We start from the raw sequence: 16,079 nt of genomic DNA, 5'->3' as shown, positions 1-16,079 counted from the left end.
CTACCATCAAAAAGCCCTACTGTTGATAAGCAGTAGGGCTTTTTGATAGTGCCAGATCAGAATTTACGTTCTCGCCAGACAACCTGACGTGTGCTTGCTCCCAATCCGGCATCGGCAGCGATGCAGATCTGTATCTCAACGGCTTACCAGACAGCGGTAACGAACGTCTCCGGCCGACTTACACCAGAGCCCGTAGTGCATCCAGTCGCTGCTCCTTGGCCGCTTGCCGGGTAGCGATGGCTGTGGGGGTCCAGTAGCGGTGGCTGGCCAGAAAACTAACCTGTATCTGGTTCCAGACCGTTTTATCGGGCACCATATCCCGGACTTTCAGTTCTTCGAAAAGCGAGTGGGCAATGGGTTCGAAATCGGTGCGGCCCAGGTAATCCAGGTCAGCATCGCACAGGATCTCTTCCAGCTTGTTATGAGGAGTTTGTGGGATGCGTGTGGCCATGATCATCCCGCAGATGGTCTCTATTTGCCTGTCATTGTAATCAAAATCGGGCAATACCTGCCGCACGTACACGCAGCCAGCTTCTTCGTGGCCCCGGTAGGTCGACAGAAAGCCGGCATCATGAAACAGCGCTGCTGTATGGAGCAACGCCAGCGATTCTTCATCAGTGATGCCCTCGCCCTGGGCGATCCGGTTGGCAGACTCCACCACATCACGCACATGATGCAGGCCATGATAATGCAGGGTTGGCGATAGCCCGGCCCTCAGCTTATCAAAAATAAACTGTTCAGCATCGGCAAGATTCATGGATAACTACGATCAAATTTTTCGTACTGTTTTAGCGAATGTAAGCGAACAACCCAGTATATTAATAACATAGTACTGGAATATTTATAATTTAATTCAGCAGGTCAACCTCTTCATAGGCATATTATTCACGTACGTATGCCTCGACTGCTCGCGCCGAAAACTCACCTAACCCAGTATACTACAGACATTTTCCGGGCAGAACAGTGAACCCGGCGAACGGACCCATACAGGCAGACGCGCCAGGGAGGTTATTCACGACTACTTACAGGGTCCGTTCTGTAAGCGTGCCAATGCCAGAAAAAAGTCGCTGTCAGTATGTATTATTCATTGACAACCAGCTGACGTCACTCAATACACCCACTTTACGGCACGTTTTACCACTCCCGGCAAATTATCAAGTACGTAGTCAAGCCAGATCGATTTGTTGACCCGACTGGCAGTGGGGTACGGGTATATTTTGTTGAAGAAATCGCCGACCGTAAGCTTTTTCTGCACCGCCAGAATCAGCTCCTGAACCAGTTCACCCGCATTGGGCGCAATGACCGTTCCGCCCAGCAACCGGGTTCCAAACGGGTTGAGGCCTTTAGGTTCGGTGAACAGAATCATTTTAGCGTATTCGTAGGCTTCGATGACGGCCCGATCGTCTTCGGCAAAGTCATAGACGACCCGTTCGTACCGAATGTTACGCTTCGTCAGCTCATCTTCCTGCAGGCCGAAAGTCGCCACTTCAGGATCGGTGAAGGTTACCCAGGAAAAATGGTCGTAGTTTAGTTTTTTGTCGAGCACCTGGCCCGGCGTCAGCAGGTTGGTCACCAGCGTTGACACGTGAAGCTCGGCCGCGTGGGAGAAATAACGAGTACCCGCCGGCGCGCCGGCGGCCGCGTCGCCAGCCGCAAAAACGTGCGGATTGGTCGTTTGGAGGAAGTCGTTGAGCTTGATCTGCCCTTTATCGTTCAGTTCGATACCCGCAGCCGACAGGTTCAGGTCATTGAGGTTGGCTGTCCGGCCAACGGCTACCAGCACCACATCGAACGGCAGGGTCTCGGTGGTGCCGTTTCGGCTCTCGATCCGGGCCGTATGCGAATCGGGGAAAGCGGTTACCTGCTGCCCCAGCCGGAACGCGATCCCTTCGGCCTCGAGCCGCTGTTGCAGCAGCGCCGACACCTCGGGCAGTTCTTTGCTCAGAATCCGGTCTTCCTGGCCCACTACGGTTACCTGGCTCCCAAACCGCGCAAACGCCTGCCCCATCTCCATGGCAATTGGCCCGGCTCCTACGATGAGTAATCGGTTGGGCAAGCGATCGAGCGAGAAAATGGTCTCGTTGGTATGCACCTGAACAGCCTCGACTCCATCGGCTTTCAACCGCTGCGGCTTCGACCCGGTGCAGAGGACAATGTTTTTGGCCGATGTCCGTAGGGATGTCCCGTCTTCGCGGGTCACTTCGATTTCCTGTCGGCCAACGAAGCGTGCCGTTCCCAGCGCCACATCGAGCCCTTCGCTATCACGCAGGTAGGCCGCGTTTTCGTGGGTACGGATAATGTCCTGCCGCTCCCGGACGTACTGCATCACGGCCCCCAAATCGGTAGCTCCCTGCATTGTCCAGCCAAACGGGCCGGAGCGCCGGGCGTTGTGAATCATTCGGCTCACGTGGATCAGGGCTTTACTCGGTACGCAGCCATCGTTGAGGCAGTCGCCCCCAATACGCCGGTCTGATCGGTCAATGATAAGCACATCAAAGCCCAGGCGTTTCATGGCAATGGCCACGCCCAGCCCGGCCGAACCGGCTCCAATAGCAATTAAGTCGTAGTGCGTTTTCATGGTGTCGGCCGGCTAGTCTTTCTTAAAATCGGCCAGGGTTCCGCGAATGGTCGTGTTGAACTGGCTGTTTTTGAACGCCAGGTTACCGTCTTTATCGATGATTTTACAGTGAAACGTCACCAGGAAAGGGGTGTCTTTTTTGTCGAACAGCATCTTGGGCAATAAACCCAGCGACTGCCCCGGCTTTACCGTTACCGGAAAAACAACGGGTGTAACAGCCTGTTTTCTGATCAAAATTGGTTCTGGCTGCTCTCCCTCCGCAATCTGCTTTCCATCAATAGATACCGTATAGCGCGTGTCGGTGAAGTTATACGGAAACCGGTTGCGGTTTTCAACGTTCACCTTCGCGGCTACATCGGTTCGTTTCAGGCCGAGTTTACCGAAATCTATGTCTTCAATTTTGATGGTTGGAATGTAATACGTAGGCAGCTTCTTCTCGATGTTCTGCGTGAACGTACGTTCGCCCAGAATGGGCACATCGAGATCGAACGTGGCCCGAACCCCGTAGGTGGTACTGTCGATGCCTTTCTCATCCAGAGTTTTGAGTACCGTCATCAGTTTTTTGTTCAACAGCTTCATGGGCAGCGTAATAAACGTGCTGTCGCCCGACTCGACCTCGATGGGTTTGGCATAGGTTTCTTCGACAATGGGCGTTTTGGCCATGTAGACCGTATACCGTAGTCCAGTGGCCTTGAACCCTACCGGCAGCGGGTTGTCGATCAGCATCTTCAGGGTCATGTCGATCACATCGTCATCGATATTGGTGATATCGAGCGTGCTGACTTCCAGGCGTGGTTTGAGTGTGTTGTCATACGCGCCCCCTTCCGATTCGGCATTATTTTTCAGTCGGCTATACCAGACATAAGCGCCAATGACGCCGAGCAGCAGCAGCCCCAGAGCAATGATCCATCCTCTCTTCATAACGTTGTGTTAATAAGCTAACTTAACGATACACAGGCAACGACTGTTCAGACCGTTAAACTATTGGCCCCTTTTTAAACCTAAAAGGCATCAAAGACATTATTAGTCGGGTAGAGACCGGTTGGTTTTCTGCCTATCTCAACTTCCGTCATGATACTGAGACTCGTTTTAGTTCTGTTGCTTATCAGCGCGGCATGCCGCAGGCCGTCGACCCGGTTAGGCGCGACACTAACTCCGACCGGACAGGCGTCCCGGCCGGTTTCGACCACGCCCCTCCCCCAACTGGCCGACTACAGCTCCGCGCTGAAAGCCGGGCATGAACTCGTTGCAACTGGCACAGAGCCCTTCTGGTCGCTGACCATCAATCCATCCAAAAACCGACTACAATTTTCGACCCTGACCGGCGACAGTCTGACGACAGCCGTACCGCCAATGACTACCAACCCGGACGGCAGTTTCCGGTATCAGACCGAAGCAGGCACCGACCCAATCACCATTCAGTTCCGGCCCGACAGCTGCGTCAACGCTATGTCGGGACAGCGCTACGATTACCAGGTAAACATTTCGTATAAAGGTCAGAATTACGCGGGCTGTGGCGTATCGCTCCGGCAGGTTGCTCTGCTTCAGGACATCTGGGTGTTAAAAACCCTGAACGGCAAACCCGTTCAGGCCGCTGGCCCTCGGCAGGAGGTGCCACGGCTGGAAATCCAGCTAACCGAAGGGCGGGTTATGGGTACCACCGGCTGTAACCGCCTGAGCGGGCGCGTCAAGGCCGATACCCGACTGATTCAGTTTGGACCGCTGGCCGTAACGAAAATGGCCTGCCTCGACGAATCCGGCCGGACCGAGGGCGACTTCCTCGAAGCACTCAGCCAGTCGCTCACCTACAACGTTACGAACGGCACCCTGACGCTGTTGCGGGACAACAAGCCAATTATGACTTTCAGGAAGGTAGACTAAGTGGTTTACAGGCCGGTATAAAGTGTGTTGCCCTCGTCAAAAAAGCGGCAAAACCGGTATAAAACCTAGCCAACGAGCTTACTAGATCAGTGTCTTTTTGGTACATTTGTTTCTTGGTATAAGCCAATGTGGCTTTCCGTCCGGAACGTAGCTTCCGTCGTACTGTTCCCAGTTACCCAATCAGGTATATCTCTATGAAAAATGAATGGCTCCCCTCCCGCTCATGGTTGCTGGCGGGTGCGCTGGCAGCGCTGTTGCCCGGTCTGAGCGATCAGGCACTGGCCCAGTCATCGGCCAAACCAGCAACCGCAGCCGTTAAACCAATTGCGCTGAACCGCGTGCTGGTCTTCTCCAAAACAAAAGGCTACCGGCACGGCTCAATCCCCGCCGGTAAACGCGCTATGGTTAAACTCGGTCAGGAAAACGGCTTTGCGGTTGACACCACCGAAGACGCCAGCCAGTTTACCGATGCCAACCTGAAACGCTACGGTGCCGTAATCTGGCTCAGCACCACCGGCGATGTGCTGGACGACGCCCAGCAGGCCGCTTTTGAGCGGTACATTCAGGCCGGGGGTGGCTACGTAGGCATCCACGCAGCCACCGACACCGAATACGGCTGGCCCTGGTACAACAAGCTGGCGGGCGGGCAGTTTGCCAGCCACCCCGGTAATCCGAACGTTCAGGAAGGCGAAGCGTATGTAGTTAATAAGGACCACGCGTCGATGTTTGGCTTCCCTGACCGCTGGAAAGTCAAAGACGAGTTCTATGACTTCAAGAACTTCAACACCGACGTGAATGTGCTCGTCAAGATTGATGAGAAAACGTACAAAGACGGAAAAATGGGCGATAACCACCCCATGTCGTGGTACCACGATTACGACGGCGGCAAAGCGTTTTACACCAACTTTGGTCACCCCGACGAAACATTTGTCAACCCGGTTTATCTGAAGCACCTGCTGGGCGGACTCAAATCCGTGATGGCTACCAGCCTGAAATACAGCCAGGCCAAAACCCAGCCCTATCCCGAAGAAAACCGGTTCGAGAAACAGGTACTCGTATCGAGCCTCGACGAACCGACCGAACTGGCGGTGCTGGACAACGGTAAAGTGCTGTTTGCCGAACGCAAAGGCGCGCTGAAGCTCTGGGACCCGAAAACCAAGGCGGTAAAAGTAGTGGCCAATTTCCCGGTCTATACCAAGTTTGAATACGGCCTGATGGGTATCAACATCGACCCGAACTTCAAACAGAACAAGTGGATTTATGCTTACTACTCGCCCGTTGCCCGGGCCGAAGCGCCCGGCGATACTGCCCAGCACCTGTCCCGGTTCGTGTATGACGACGTTCGGGACACCCTGTTGCTGAACACCGAAAAGGTGCTGCTGACCGTCCCCGTCAAACGCACCGACTGCTGCCATACCGGCGGCTCTATTGCGTGGGATCGTACGGGTAACCTTTACCTCTCGACCGGCGACGATACCAACCCCTTCAACTCCCAGGGGTTTGCGCCCATCGACGAGCGGCCGGGCCGGAGCGGCTGGGATGCCCGCCTGACCAGCAGCAATACCAACGACCTGCGCGGCAAAATCCTGCGTATCAAACCAGAAGCCGACGGTACCTACTCCATACCGGAAGGCAATCTGTTTCCGAAAGGCAATCCCAAGGCCCGTCCGGAAATTTACGTGATGGGTAACCGTAACCCTTACCGCATTGCCGTTGACCAGCGTACGGGCTTCCTGTACTGGGGCGAAGTAGGACCTGATGCCGGTGAAAACAGCCCCCAAAAAGGCCCACGGGGTCATGACGAGATCAACCAGGCTCGTAAGGCGGGCTACTACGGCTGGCCGTTGTTCGTAGCCGACAACCGCGCCTATAACGCATACTCGTTCAAAGACAGCCTGTCGGGTCCGCTGTTCGACCCGATGAAGCCGATCAACGACTCGCCCCATAACACCGGTTTGCGCGAGTTGCCCCCAGCGCAGAAAGCGTTTATTTATTACCCCTATGCCGAGTCGCCCGAGTTTGGGGAGATTGTTGGCAAGGGTGGCCGTAACGGCATGGGCGGCCCGGTTTACTACTACGACGACTATCCGGAAACCCCCGTCAAGTTCCCCCGCCACTACGACGGGAAGTTCTTCGCCTACGACTGGATGCGCGACTGGATCAACCCCGTTACTATGACTAAAGAGGGTGACTTCGTGAAAATGGAGCGGTTCATGCCCAGCGCCAAATTCTCGCACACCATCGACATGCAGTTCGCCAATGACGGTAGCCTCTATACGCTGGAATATGGCCAGCGCTGGTTTGCCGCCAACGACGATGCCCGCCTGAGCCGCATCACCTACAACGCCGGGAACCGCAGACCGGTAGTCGTAGCCTCTGCCAGCAAAATGGTAGGCGCGGCCCCGCTGACGGTAAAGTTCGACAGCAAAGGCACCACCGATTATGACGGCGACGCGCTGAAGTACGAATGGTCGTTTGGCAAAGGACTACCTAAACAAACCACCGCCAGCCCATCGGTAACCTTTACTAAACCGGGTGTTTATCCGGCCGTTCTGAAAGTGACAGATGCCGCTGGTAACGTGGCCACCAAAACGATGGATATTCGGGTTGGGAACGATGAACCAAAAGTCGACCTGGCCGTAACAGGAAACCGCTCGTTCTACTTCCCCAACAAGCCGGTCAAATACGCCGTCAAAGTGGTCGATAAAGAAGACGGTACACTGCAGAAAGGCATCAGCGCCGACGACGTAACGATGACAATCGACTATCTCGAAGGTTTCGATAAAACGATGCTGGCGCAGGGTCACCAGGCCAATACCAGCTTCTCGACCGGCAAACGTCTGATCGAACTGAGCGACTGTAAAGCCTGTCATGCCATCGACAAAAAATCGATCGGACCGGCTTACCTCGATGTAGCCAAAAAATACAAAGGGGCGTTCCAGATTGAAGGCAAACTGGCCAACAAGATCATCAAAGGCGGGGGCGGTGTATGGGGCGAACAGGCCATGAGCGCACACCCGCAGCTCAAAGACAGCGAAGCAACCGAGATGGTCCGGTATATTCTGTCGCTGGCCGATGAGAAAACAGCCAACAAGCAGCCAGTAGCCGGTAACTACGTACCCGCCGATCAGAAGAAAGAGGGTGCTTATGTGCTGACGGCCTCGTATACCGACCGTGGTAACGGTACCATGGGCCCACTGACGGGAACAACCACACTGGCGCTGCGTAGCCCAAAGATCAAAGCCACCGCTGCCGATACGAAAAAAGATATCCGCGAGGTCGACATTCCCAAGCAGGGACCAGCCGCTTTCGGCACCAAATCGGGTAGCTACGTAGCCTTCAACGATATCGACATGACTGATATTCAGAGCCTGTCGGTGATGGCGTTTGCGCCGAACGAACGAGCCGCTGGTGGTAAGCTCGAAGCTCGTCTCGACTCACCCACGGGTACGCTGATCGGTGAGGCCGATGTGAAACAGGGAACAACCGGTCCGGTAAACCTGCCCTTCCGCCAGCCGGTAGCGGGTACCCATAAGCTGTACCTGATTTTTGTAAACCCATCGGCCGGGCAGAAACCCCTGTTTGCCGTTGATCGGGTACAGTTCTCAACTTCGGGTATGTAAGTAATTCCATCTGCAGATAAACATGAGTCATCCCGAAGTTTGTATCTGGTGAGCGATGAACAAAGCTCACAAAGCCGATCACAGCAGGAAAAGCGGTGTCAGTGCAAACTGGCACCGCTTTCCTGTTTGACGGCACTACCTCGAACTAAGGCTGTGCGCGGCTGGGTTTATTCAACTAACGGTTAGTCAAAGCGATCCAACAAAGGCTGTACACACTTACGGAACTGCGACTAAAAATAACAAGCCTTTTACTTGCCTTAGTCGGCTGTAGAGCCAATTTTTGCCACGTTTTTGGATACAAGAAAATCTATCGGTTAGTCGTTCGCACCACCAAACTCAGCAGGTTTCGCTGTTCAGCCGACTCCATCAAACTCCGGGATAACTCCTATTTATTTTTTTATAAGGTGAGAGGATGAATCATTCATACAACGCCTAAACAGATAGCTTAGTGGCTAATTATTCAGATGTGGCTGATCAGCTCACCCAATTTACGGATGCCATTGATGTATAGCTGGGTGAGAGGCTGACCACAAGTGATCCGCAGACATTGACCGTACTGCGGTTGAGTGGAGAACAGATAACCCGGGAAAAACGCAATACCCTGAGCCACAGCCTGCGCCAGAACCGATGACAGATTAACAGACAGATCATCAGGTAAACGCACCCACAGCACCAGCCCACCAGCAGGCATACTAACATGTGTGTTAGCCGGAAATGCCTCCAGAATCAACGCCCGATATGCCAGCACCTGCTGCTGAATAACAACCCGCAATTGACGCATATGACGTTCGTAACGACCCGTCTGCATAAAGTCGGCGATAGCGGCCTGGGGCAGCGTTGCCGGGCTGTTGGTTTGCATCAATTGCGCCCGGATCACTTCATCCCGGTAGCGGCCGGGTACTAGCCAGCCTACCCGATAACCCGGGGCCAGCACCTTCGAGACCGACCCACACAGCAAAACCCGCCCAACCCGGTCGAAACTCTGGCAAGTTCGGGGCCGGGCATAGCCAGCATACAGTTCACCATATACGTCATCCTCAATCAACGGCACATCATACGAGGCCAATAAATCGACCAGCGCTTTTTTGTGCTCATCGCTCATACAATATCCGATCGGGTTGCTAAATGTAGGAGTAAGCACCACCGCCCGAATGGGTTGGGTAGCTAATGATTGATTTAGCACCTCCAGATCAGGACCGGTTTGGGTATCAGTAGGCAACTCAAAGGCGCGCAAACCCAGCCCTTCCATAACTTGCAATAGGCCATAGTAGGTGGGCGACTCGATAGCTACCATGTCGCCGGGTTTGGTCGTGACGCGCAGGGCTAACGTAATGGCCTCGATACAGCCCGTAGTAATCACCACCGAATCGGGAGTCAGGACATGGTCGGCCCAGGTCAATCGTTGCGCTACTTGCCGACGTAATTCGGGAAAACCACACGTCGTTTCGTAGCCCAGACCGCTATCAGGTAAATGGCGCAGGATAGTCAGCAGGGACTTGTTGAGTTTGGCCTGCGGCAAGAGCGACAAACCCGGCACGGCCACGGCCATATCTATAACGTTCGGGTGAGACCAGCCTCGGGGCAATTGGCGCAGGGCTTGGCTCACGGTAATGTTCATGGCGATAGGCTGGGGTTTGCTAAGCTGGGAAGGTTGTCGGAAGCGATTCACCACTTCTCGAACATAATAACCTGATTGGGGCCTAGCCACTACTAGCCCCCGGGCTTCGAGTTCGTAGTAAGCCCGGAAAACAGTCGTCAGACTGACCCCTTGTGTATGACTGGTCTGACGCACTGAGGGCAGCCGTTCACCAGGTTTCAACAAACCACTAACGATTTGTTGTTGCAGTTGTTTGGCAATAGCCTCGTAACGATAGGCTGTCTTCATCGGTAAATTGATCTGGTTATTTTTCACAAAATTGCTACTGTTTTTTTCATCAATCTAACCCAACCTTTGCAGTCGATATCTAGCCGATAGTAAATGACTCACTATGCCATCTACTCCTTACTTGCCCGAACACGATTCACTTGATCAGTTACTCGATGCGGCCCGTGCCTATTGTGGCCAGTTTCTGGCAGATTTACCCGAACTACCCACGTCTCGTCCCGATCCGCAGCTACAGCCCGCTCAGCTTCCTGAAATCGGCATAGGTGGCCTGGCTGCGCTGGCCGAGTTCGACGCTCAGTTTCGGAATCTGTTGGTGGGGTCGGCGGGGCCACGCTATTGGGGCTTCGTCACAGGCGGCACTACCCCCACCAGCATCGTAGGCGACTGGCTCACCACTGTTTTCGACCAAAATCCGAAGGGCCTGACCGGTCCAGGTGATCTATCAGCAAACATAGAAGCGCAATCGCTGGCACTTTTCCGCCAGCTCCTGAACCTGCCTGACGATTTCATGGGTGGTTTCGTGACGGGGGCAACTATGGCAAATTTTACGGGGCTGGCTGTGGCCCGGCAGTGGGCGGGGCAGCAACTTGGGTGCGATGTGGCGCGGGAGGGTGTCAGGCCCGGTCAGATCCGGGTGCTGGCTGCCGTGCCCCACTCGTCGGCTATCAAGTCACTGGCAATGCTGGGGTTGGGCAGTACATCGCTTGAAAACGTACGCAGCCTACCCGACCGGGAAGCTATCGATATAACCCACCTGACCGAACTGCTGAACCAGCAACCCGGCCAGCCCGTGATTGTGATGGCTAGTGGCGGCACAGTTAATACCGTCGACTTTGACGATCTGACTGCGCTGGTGGCGTTAAAAAAGCAATTTGGTTTCTGGCTGCACGTCGATGCTGCGTTTGGTGGTTTTGTGGCCCTCGTCCCCTCCCTGGCGCCCCGGCTGGCGGGTTGGGAATGGGCCGACAGCATTGCCATCGACAACCATAAGTGGCTCAATGTACCCTACGACAGCGCTGTCTGGCTAGTGCGATCAGTTTACGCCGTTCTGCAGGTTCAGACGTTTCAGAATACCAACGCCCCCTATCTGGGCGATCCTATGACTAATTTTAGTTACCTCAATATGGGTCCCGAAAACAGCCGCCGACTCAGAGCCTTACCTGTTTGGCTGTCGCTCATAGGGTATGGCCGAACGGGCTTCCGCGTTATCGTGGAGCGGTCGGTGGCCCTGGCGACAGAATTTGGTCAACTGATTGCCAAAAGCGGTTTTCTCCAGCTAGAAGCTCCTGTTAGGGTTAATGTAGTGTGTTTTTCGTTGCGGCACCATAGAACCGACGCGACCTGGCTGGCCACGTTTCAGACAGCCTTGAACGCTGAAGGCCAGGTATATCTCACCCCGACGGTATATAATGGAGTAAGCTGCCTGCGAGCAGCTTTCGTCAACTGGCGGACTCAGACGGAAGATCTGCACCGGGCTATCAGAACCATGACTACCGTTTACCAACAGCTGACCGAGGCTGGCACAGACAACCTTCGTATCGATCGGCACTTTTTGTAGGTTTGTGTCTCCTCCACTCTGTATCCTATGCTCCGTCTTTTCCTTACCGCCTGCTCTCTGCTCTTCATCGCAGCCGCCTGCCAACCGCAGAACGACGCTCAAAACCTGATCGATCAGGCGATTGCGGCCCACGGTGGCGATGCGTACCAGAATAAGCGAATCTCGTTCGACTTCAGGCAGTTTCACCTCGTGCTGGAACAACAAAATGGCCGTTTTCGGTACGAACGCAGCTATCGGGACTCGGCCGGCGCAGCCATTCGCGAAGTGCTTACCAACGATTCGTTTACCCGCACCCGCAACAACCAGACTCAGCCGCTCGATACCGCCCAGATCGGTAAATACAGCCGCGCGGTGAACTCAGTAGCCTATTTTGTGCTGCTGCCGCACAAACTGAGCGACCCGGCCGTACTGGCCGATTATGCCGGCCAAAGCCAGATTGACGGGCAGACTTATGATAAAGTACGGGTGCGGTTTCGGGCCGAAGGCGGTGGCGACGATTACCGGGACACATTCTTTTACTGGTTCAACCAGCAAACTCACACCATGGATTACCTGGCCTACAGCGAAGGAGGACCCCGCTTCCGCAAAGCCATCAATCCGAAAACGGTCGGTGGTATCCGGTTTCAGGATTATATCAACTACAGGGGCGACGAAAAAGATACGACCTCGGTGGGCACCTATGACCAGCGCTACCAGGCGCGACAGCTTCCCGAGCTGTCGCGCATTGAGCAGAAAAACATTCAGGTTACGCCCTTGGCCGATCAGTAGCGAATGGTCCAGAACGGGTTGCGATGAGCGGTCATGCTCTCCGCGATATGCTGCGAAATCAGGGCGTCGTAGGCCGAATCGCTCAGCTTTTTCCCTTTCAGCTTGGGTAGCTTCAGATCATCGGGGGTGAGTTTACGGAAGGCCACGCCGGTTGCTTCGATGATAACATCTCCCTCGTTCAGGTTCAGCTCCAGAATGACTCCGGGCAGGCCACTGTACCGCTCCGGACCGGCCGGTACCGGAATATCCTGCGCAAACCAGGCCGTTATCTTCTGCTTCTTGATGGGATCTTCCGTATCGGCCCGCATACAGATGTAGCCTGCCACTTCCTTGATCTGGTTACCGATTTTCCAGGTCGGTGTATGCAGAGAGTCTTCAACGATGTAGGTTTTACCCAGCATCTCCATCACATCGATTTTTTTGTCTTTGTCGAAGTTTCGGTACAGCACCAGATCGGCATTACGCCACGAATACTGGCCGTCTTCAGTTTCGCCCTGCTCGCTGGCGTAGGTATAGAGACTCTCATTGGCGTTGAACGACAGCTTCATTTTTTCTTTCGATTCGTCGTCGTTTTTCCAGGTCTGAGCCGCCCGGTCTTTCTGTTCCTGGCTCAGAAAGGTCATCCGGGCTATAATCTTGCTCCAGTAGGTTTTGCGCTGGTACGTTACCACGCCTTCGGTTTGCTGCGCCAGCGATAGCGTAGTCGTCAGTATACCGCAGAGAATAAGAATGAACCGGTTCATAACTGGCTAATTTGAGTGTATCAGACGGGTTGGTTTCTCCATTAAAAGTTTTCCCGGCGCATCTTGGCCTGAACGCCACGCATGTTATAGGTAAAGCTAAGCAGAAAATACCGGGCCAGCGTCTGCACCCGCTCTTCCGAAACGAAGTTCTGGCCGGCATACTGCGACACGTTGAGATTCCGATTCAGCAGGTCGACCGCTGATAGCCGGACTTCGGCTTTTTTCGCCTTGCCCAGGATGTGATAAGCTGATACGTTCAGGAGCGGCACCCGCTGATCAAAACCGAAACGTTCATTTTTATAGACCCGGTAGTTCAGCGCCGATGTCAGGTAGATACCGGCCGGTAGCTTCAGGTTAAGATCGCCCCCGAAGTTGTTGGTGATAATGGTCTGATTCTGGCCCGTATTGATCGAATATCGGGTTTGGGCGATACCTACGTTCGCGTTACCGTAGAACGTCAGCCACTCAACCGGTGTCAGGTCGAGCCGGGTTCCTATATTGTAGCTTTGGTTGTAGGTCTCATTGGTAACTCTATCGATATTGGTCAGGTTGCGCCCAAAGTTGAGCTGGGTGTTGAGCCGCAGTGTAGCTTTGGTTTTTTTGATGGGAAAGCCGTAGTCCAGGTATGACCCGATGGTACGCCCGCCGGTCAGGTTTTCCGGAAAGCTGCGGGTAACGAGCGTTTGCCGGTCAACAAGCTGGCTGTATACGATCTGGTTGACGTAGTAATTGCCGTAGAGGTTGGCGAAAAAATTGGTGAAGTTACCGGGGTTGAAATAGCTGAAGCCCACATTCACACCGTGCTGGAGTTCGGGCAGCAGGTTCGGATTACCCTCGGTGATGAATAACGGATTGGCGTTATTGGGAAACGGCTGCAAATCCCGCGACGAAGGTATGCGTACGTTCAGGTCATACCCGCCGTAGACGTACCGGTTGTTTTTCATATCGTAGTTCAGCGAGACGTTCGGCACAACGGTCGTGAACGTCCGGCGAATGAACCGGAATGCCGACGAGGTCTGATCAACCGCAAACCGACCATCGATCGTAAACTGCTGCCCGGCCAGCCCCACCGCCAGATTCAGTCCCTTGTACGAATAGCGGACGCTGCTGCCCAGTCGGTTGTAGATGTAATTGTTTCTGTAGTAGCGGCTCAGCGAATCGTTACGACTGTTGCCCACATCGGCCACATCGAGCACGTTCCGGTCTACTTCATCATAGCGGAGGCTGAAGTTGTAGAACGACTCCCAGAAGAACTTCTTCGCAAATGGTTCGATAAACAGCAGACTGGCTTTGTATTCGCTGCGCAAACTGGTGGTTTCCTGATCCTGCCGAATCCGGCGCAGCTGTTCGTTGACGCTGGTGGCCTGAAAAAACTCATTCGTCGCGTCCAGGTTCAGGGTGCCGTCGCTAGTATTGATCTGGTAGGTAGCGCTGGCGGCAAAGCTGCGCCCTTTCTTTTTGAACTTGAGCCGGTACAGGAGCGTATTGGCCGACCCGAATGTGGCCGCTATCGTTCGGTTGTTGGTACGGTTGCGGGTCGATACTAGCTCGGGCCCCGATGTCCCGTTGACCCGGAATTGTTCCTGTAATCTGAACAGGCCCGCATTCCCGTTGCCGAGCCGACTGTTGTTGATAAAGATGATGGTATTCAGCGAGTCGATGGCTTTTTCGTAACGCAGGCTGACGCGGTGGTTGGCGTTGAAATTAGTCTGACCGCTCGTTTCTGCCGTCCGGAACGAACCGTCTTCCAGAAAGTTACGGCGGTTTCGTTCGGCATCGAGTTGCAGACGGGTCTGGCTGTAATAGTAGCTGGTGCTGAGTTTGGTTTTCTTGGTATCGTAGTTGTAGTTGGCCCCACCGGCCACGTTGTTGGAAAAGCCCCGCCCCGCCCGGCCATCGACCGGAATACTCAGGCTTTCGTTGTCTTCATCCCCCCCGAAGAATATGAACCGTCCTCCGCTGCTGAAGCCAAAATCAGCGTTGTCGTTCCAGTTGAACGAGTTACTCCCCCTAAAATCCTGATAATCGTTCCAGGACAGCCCCTGCTGGTTGGTGTTGTTGCCCAGCCCGATAACCGAGAACTGCCGCTTAGCGTCGAATTTGTTGTAGTTTCCCTTGGCGTCGGCCCGGGGGCTTATGCCGTTCGAGGCCGGGCCTGCCCCGGCGGTCAGCTTACCGAATCCGCCTTTCTTAAATTCTTCCTTAAGTTCCAGGTTAACGGTCTTCTCTTTCTTGCCGTCTTCAACACCCGTCAGTTTGGCCTGTTCCGTTTTGTCGTTATACACCTGCACTTTCTGAATCGCGTCAGCCTGGAGATTCTTGGTAGCCAGTTTGGGATCGTTGCCGAAGAAATTCTTGCCATCTACGGTTACTTTCTTGACCTCCTGCCCCTGCGCCCGGATGTTGCCGTCCTGATCGACCTGCACGCCGGGTAGTTTCCGGAGCAGGTCTTCAACAGTCGAGCCCGGCGGCACCTTGAACGAACTGGCATTATACTCAATCGTGTCTCCTTTGATGGTCAACGGGGCCTTGGCCGTTCTGACCACGACTTCCATCAGCTCTCTGGTAATCGGTTTGAGTTTCAGCGCACCCAGGTCTACGAGGGCCTCGCCCGCTGGTTTCACCAGCTGATTATAGGGCATGTAGCCAACGAAGGATATTTTCAGGATATAGTTACCTGCCTTCAAGTTCTTGAATGAGAAGGCTCCTTTCTCGTCGGTCCGGCCAAAATTCACCAGCGACGAATCCCTGGGGCTGAGCAGCATCACGGTAGAGGAAGCCAGCGGAGCGGCCGACGTATCTACGGCGCGGCCCTGCAGGGTAAACCGAGCCGGAGACTGAGCATGGAGTTTCCCCATTAGCAGGCACAGTATGGCCAGCAGGAAAAGGTTTTTCATACGGTTTGGATTTAGGAAAGGTGTAACCAATAGTAAAGCTACGCGTACAATCTTTACCCTGGTTACAGGCTTAACGATTTTTAACTAAAAATATAGTAGTTTATTTCGTAAGCGGCAGATACCGCCCTCTGGAGCCTGTAAACCAG

General features: G+C 54.3%; 10 protein-coding genes. 4 read left to right on the top strand and 6 right to left on the bottom strand.

The window, feature by feature from the left end:
- Positions 1 to 178 precede the first annotated feature (178 nt).
- From FBR45_RS04170 to FBR45_RS04160, 3 genes are all read right to left on the bottom strand, one after another.
- Positions 179 to 757: an HD domain-containing protein gene (locus tag FBR45_RS04170; RefSeq protein ID WP_138499591.1), complete on the bottom strand. Its 579-nt coding sequence runs from the start codon at positions 755 to 757 to the stop codon at positions 179 to 181.
- A gap of 351 nt (positions 758 to 1,108) precedes the next feature.
- Positions 1,109 to 2,578 carry a dihydrolipoyl dehydrogenase family protein gene (locus FBR45_RS04165; RefSeq protein WP_138499589.1) on the bottom strand — a complete coding sequence of 490 codons (1,470 nt, stop codon included), beginning with the start codon at positions 2,576 to 2,578 and terminating at the stop codon, positions 1,109 to 1,111.
- 12 nt (positions 2,579 to 2,590) lie between these two features.
- Positions 2,591 to 3,499: an LEA type 2 family protein gene (locus tag FBR45_RS04160; protein WP_138499587.1), complete on the bottom strand. Its 909-nt coding sequence runs from the start codon at positions 3,497 to 3,499 to the stop codon at positions 2,591 to 2,593.
- A 150-nt stretch (positions 3,500 to 3,649) separates the two neighbouring features.
- On the opposite strand from FBR45_RS04160, the gene FBR45_RS04155 reads away from it, so the two are divergent.
- Positions 3,650 to 4,459 (top strand): META domain-containing protein, encoded by an 810-nt coding sequence (locus tag FBR45_RS04155; RefSeq protein WP_246082101.1) that lies wholly within the window; start codon positions 3,650 to 3,652, stop codon positions 4,457 to 4,459.
- A gap of 194 nt (positions 4,460 to 4,653) precedes the next feature.
- Positions 4,654 to 8,082, top strand: a complete 3,429-nt coding sequence (locus FBR45_RS04150; RefSeq protein WP_138499585.1) for a ThuA domain-containing protein — start codon at positions 4,654 to 4,656, stop codon at positions 8,080 to 8,082.
- A gap of 460 nt (positions 8,083 to 8,542) precedes the next feature.
- On the opposite strand, the gene FBR45_RS04145 is transcribed toward FBR45_RS04150, so the two are convergent.
- Complete coding sequence (locus FBR45_RS04145) at positions 8,543 to 9,967, bottom strand: aminotransferase-like domain-containing protein (RefSeq protein ID WP_138499583.1); 1,425 nt, start codon at positions 9,965 to 9,967, stop codon at positions 8,543 to 8,545.
- A gap of 103 nt (positions 9,968 to 10,070) precedes the next feature.
- On the opposite strand from FBR45_RS04145, the gene FBR45_RS04140 reads away from it, so the two are divergent.
- A complete protein-coding gene (locus FBR45_RS04140; RefSeq protein WP_138499581.1) occupies positions 10,071 to 11,525 on the top strand; it encodes a pyridoxal phosphate-dependent decarboxylase family protein in 1,455 nt (484 codons plus the stop codon).
- Between the two features lie 27 nt (positions 11,526 to 11,552).
- Positions 11,553 to 12,293, top strand: a complete 741-nt coding sequence (locus FBR45_RS04135; protein ID WP_138499579.1) for a DUF6503 family protein — start codon at positions 11,553 to 11,555, stop codon at positions 12,291 to 12,293.
- On the opposite strand, the gene FBR45_RS04130 is transcribed toward FBR45_RS04135, so the two are convergent.
- Together FBR45_RS04130 and FBR45_RS04125 are read right to left on the bottom strand one after the other, a co-directional pair.
- Complete coding sequence (locus FBR45_RS04130) at positions 12,287 to 13,036, bottom strand: GLPGLI family protein (protein ID WP_138499577.1); 750 nt, start codon at positions 13,034 to 13,036, stop codon at positions 12,287 to 12,289. The genes FBR45_RS04135 and FBR45_RS04130 overlap by 7 nt on opposite strands.
- Positions 13,037 to 13,077: 41 nt before the next feature.
- The gene (locus tag FBR45_RS04125; protein ID WP_138499575.1) at positions 13,078 to 15,933 is read right to left on the bottom strand and encodes an outer membrane beta-barrel protein; all 2,856 of its coding nucleotides are present in this window, start codon (positions 15,931 to 15,933) and stop codon (positions 13,078 to 13,080) included.
- Positions 15,934 to 16,079: the final 146 nt, after the last annotated feature.

Source organism: Spirosoma lacussanchae (assembly GCF_005870035.1).
GTDB classification, from domain to species: domain Bacteria; phylum Bacteroidota; class Bacteroidia; order Cytophagales; family Spirosomataceae; genus Spirosoma; species Spirosoma lacussanchae.
This window is presented reverse-complemented; position numbering and strand designations above follow the sequence as displayed.

Excerpts from the sequence above, each read along its gene's own strand:
- FBR45_RS04170 (WP_138499591.1), bottom strand. The coding sequence starts at position 757 with ATGAATCTTGCCGATGCTGAACAGTTTATTTTTGATAAGCTGAGGGCC.
- FBR45_RS04165 (WP_138499589.1), bottom strand. The coding sequence starts at position 2,578 with ATGAAAACGCACTACGACTTAATTGCTATTGGAGCCGGTTCGGCCGGG.
- FBR45_RS04160 (WP_138499587.1), bottom strand. The coding sequence starts at position 3,499 with ATGAAGAGAGGATGGATCATTGCTCTGGGGCTGCTGCTGCTCGGCGTC.
- FBR45_RS04155 (WP_246082101.1), top strand. The coding sequence starts at position 3,650 with ATGATACTGAGACTCGTTTTAGTTCTGTTGCTTATCAGCGCGGCATGC.
- FBR45_RS04150 (WP_138499585.1), top strand. The coding sequence starts at position 4,654 with ATGAAAAATGAATGGCTCCCCTCCCGCTCATGGTTGCTGGCGGGTGCG.
- FBR45_RS04145 (WP_138499583.1), bottom strand. The coding sequence starts at position 9,967 with ATGAAGACAGCCTATCGTTACGAGGCTATTGCCAAACAACTGCAACAA.
- FBR45_RS04140 (WP_138499581.1), top strand. The coding sequence starts at position 10,071 with ATGCCATCTACTCCTTACTTGCCCGAACACGATTCACTTGATCAGTTA.
- FBR45_RS04135 (WP_138499579.1), top strand. The coding sequence starts at position 11,553 with ATGCTCCGTCTTTTCCTTACCGCCTGCTCTCTGCTCTTCATCGCAGCC.
- FBR45_RS04130 (WP_138499577.1), bottom strand. The coding sequence starts at position 13,036 with ATGAACCGGTTCATTCTTATTCTCTGCGGTATACTGACGACTACGCTA.
- FBR45_RS04125 (WP_138499575.1), bottom strand. The coding sequence starts at position 15,933 with ATGAAAAACCTTTTCCTGCTGGCCATACTGTGCCTGCTAATGGGGAAA.